Raw genomic sequence first — 3,052 nt, forward strand, 5'->3', positions numbered from 1 at the left:
TCAAGCCCAATGGCTTCTACATTTATTTCACCGTGCTGGATGACAGCCTCGGCGTTCTGAAAACGCAGCGATGTGCCGTCCTCATGGGCAGCACGCCCCCTCCACTCTAGACGCAGACGCCCCCTCACCTGAGGGGGCGCTTTCTTCCCTATCCCTGGTCCGTCATTCCCCCCCGAGCATTTCTTTCTAATGCGAGGGGTGCTCTCGGCGCAGGCGGGAATCCATGCGTCGAGGTGTAACACTCTTGGGACCGTCCCAAAGTGTAACAGTCTCGGGTGCTCTTGCAATGTGAAACGAACTGATTAGAGTGTTCGGAAGGAAAAGTTGCTTGGCATTGCGAAATCATCAGAGACCAGGGGGACCTTGTGAAAAGGTGGAAAGCCGGGAAAAGGGACTGGCGTTCGTGGGCTGTTGGTAGCACGCTCATCATCTTGTTTCTGTTACAACTCCTGGTTATGCCTTCTGCAGTGCAAGCAGCAACGGCAAACAACGATACGGTTGCTCCTGTTAACGTCGCACCGTCCTTCACGAAGGGTACGAACCAGACGGTTCTGGAAGACTGCGGTTCCCAGACGGTTTCTGAATGGGCAACCTCCATGAGTGCAGGTCCTGCTGACGAAGCAGGGCAGACCCTCGACTTTGTGGTCACCAACGACAACAATGCTCTCTTCTCTGTCCAGCCTACTGTTGCCGCAAACGGTACGCTGACATATATGCCTGCTACCAATGGGAACGGTATGGCTACCGTGACGGTTTCCCTCCATGACAACGGCGGCACGGTGGATGGCGGTGTGAACACCTCCACTCCTCAGACCTTCACCATCACCGTCACTCCTGTCAATGATGCGCCTGTTGCGGTGCCAGATTCGTACACGACGGCAGAGAATACGGTGTTGATCGTGGCTACCCCCGGCGTTCTGGCCAATGATACAGATGTCGACGGTCAGACACTAACGGCAGCGATCGACGTTTCAAACTATCCGAGCCATGGAACGGCGATTCTTCAACCCGATGGATCTTTCAAGTACACACCGTATCTGAACTACTGTGGCCCGGATGAGTTCAAGTACCGGGCATCAGACGAGGTTGTTCGAACGACTCTCACGAAAGTCAGCCTGCAGGTCACCGCAGTCAACCACCCCCCTTACGGCATCACGCTCTCGAAGGCGACGATCACAGAGAACTTGCCGGCCGGAACGCAGGTTGGCTATTTCCTGACGCAGGACATCGAGGGTAACGTTGGCTTCACATATTCTCTGAGCGGGCCGGGCGCAGCAGTGTTGGCTATGACGAACGGTAATTACCTTGTTACAACACAAGCTCTCGACCATGAGACTCAGCCTGCCTACACGCTTCACGTTCGTACGACAGATGCCGGCGGACTGTGGTATGAAACGGATTTCGTCATCAGCGTCACGGACGTGAACGACGTCCCGTCCTTCACGAAGGGCGCTGACCAAACGGTTCTCGAAGATTGCGGTGCACAAACGGTCGCCCTGTGGGCAACATCCATCAGTGCCGGTCCTGTCGACGAAGCAGGCCAGGTCCTGAACTTCATTGTCACCAACGACAACAACCCTCTCTTTGCGGTTCAGCCAGCCGTTGCTGCAAACGGTACGCTGACCTATGCTCCCGCAGCCAACGCGAACGGTACGGCCACCGTGACGGTCCGCATTCATGACGATGGCGGCACGGCGAACGGCGGCGTGGACACGTCTGTCGCCCAGACGTTTACCATCACCGTTACCGTGGTAAACGACCCGCCTGTCGATACCTATACCGTGACCTATACGGCAGGTGCGAACGGCACGATCTCGGGCACGTCTCCTCAGACTGTGAACCAGGGAGCCAGCAGCACCGCCGTGACGGCCACTCCGGATACCGGGTATCACTTCGTCAGTTGGAGCGATGGGAGTCTCACTGCCGCAAGGACTGATACCAACGTGACGGTGAATATCAACACCACCGCCAGCTTCGCAGTGGACACGTTTGCCATCACGGTTATTTCAGGTTCCCATGGCACTGCGACGCCTGGCACCGGTCTTCTCTCCTGCCACGCAGTTCAGGCGTATGTGGTCAAACCAGACGCAGGGTACATGGTCGATACCCTGACTGTCGATGGTGTCGTCGTCAACGAAGCCACTAACAGACTGGACTACACGGTGACCCTCATCAGTATCGAAGCTCCACACACGATTGTCGCTACGTTCGCGTCCATTCCTGATCTGACAGCCCCAGTCAACGACGTTCCGTCCTTCACGAAGGGTCCCGACCAGACGGTCTTGGAGGACTGTGGTCTCCAGACGGTCGCCGGATGGGCAACCTCCATCAGTGCCGGTCCTGCAGACGAATCGGGACAGGCCCTCAACTTCATCGTGACCAACGACAATACCACACTATTCAGCACGCAGCCTGCCGTTGCTGCGAATGGCACCTTGACTTTTACCCCTGCCGCCGACGCGAGCGGCACGGCGATCGTGACACTGGCGCTTACGGACGATGCCACCGCGGGTAGTTCCGCTCTCACAACCGCTTCCCAGTCCTTCACCATCACGGTCACCAAGGTCGCGGACATCGTGGACGACACTGCTGTTACGACCCATGTCCCGGCCAACGACAATTTCGAGGATACGAACCGTCACGTCAGTGCTTTCACCCCACCCTCTCACGGCGCAGGTGTCATCAACGCTGGCAGCACCATCGGCAATACTCCTGTCGCACCTTTCCCCGTCTCACCACGGCACACCATGGTCCTCACGATCGACATCAAGACCATGACTGTGGATAGCGCCAGAGTCGTGCTGGATGCTCCCGCTGCAATCGTCGAAGACCGCACGCTCGTTCCCCTGCGCGCCGTCGTGGAGCATCTGGGTGGCTCCATCGTCTGGGACGCGAAGACCCGTCAGGTTACCCTCAAGGCACGCGGCACGACGATCATCCTCACCATCGGCAAGAGCACAGCGCTCGTGAATGGCAAGTCCCTCGCCATTGACCCGAAGAACAGCAAAGTTGTCCCGGTCCTCTCGTCCAGCCGTACGATGCTCCCCCTGCG

General features: G+C 57.7%; 1 protein-coding gene. It reads left to right on the top strand.

The features are described from left to right. Positions 1–365: 365 nt before the first annotated feature. Positions 366–3,052, top strand: a 2,687-nt coding sequence (locus SMC5_RS06965) for a tandem-95 repeat protein (protein ID WP_119120134.1), incomplete at its 3' end; no start/stop codon positions are given.

The sequence above is a fragment of the Candidatus Cryosericum odellii genome (assembly GCF_003570935.1).
GTDB classification, from domain to species: domain Bacteria; phylum Caldisericota; class Caldisericia; order Cryosericales; family Cryosericaceae; genus Cryosericum; species Cryosericum odellii.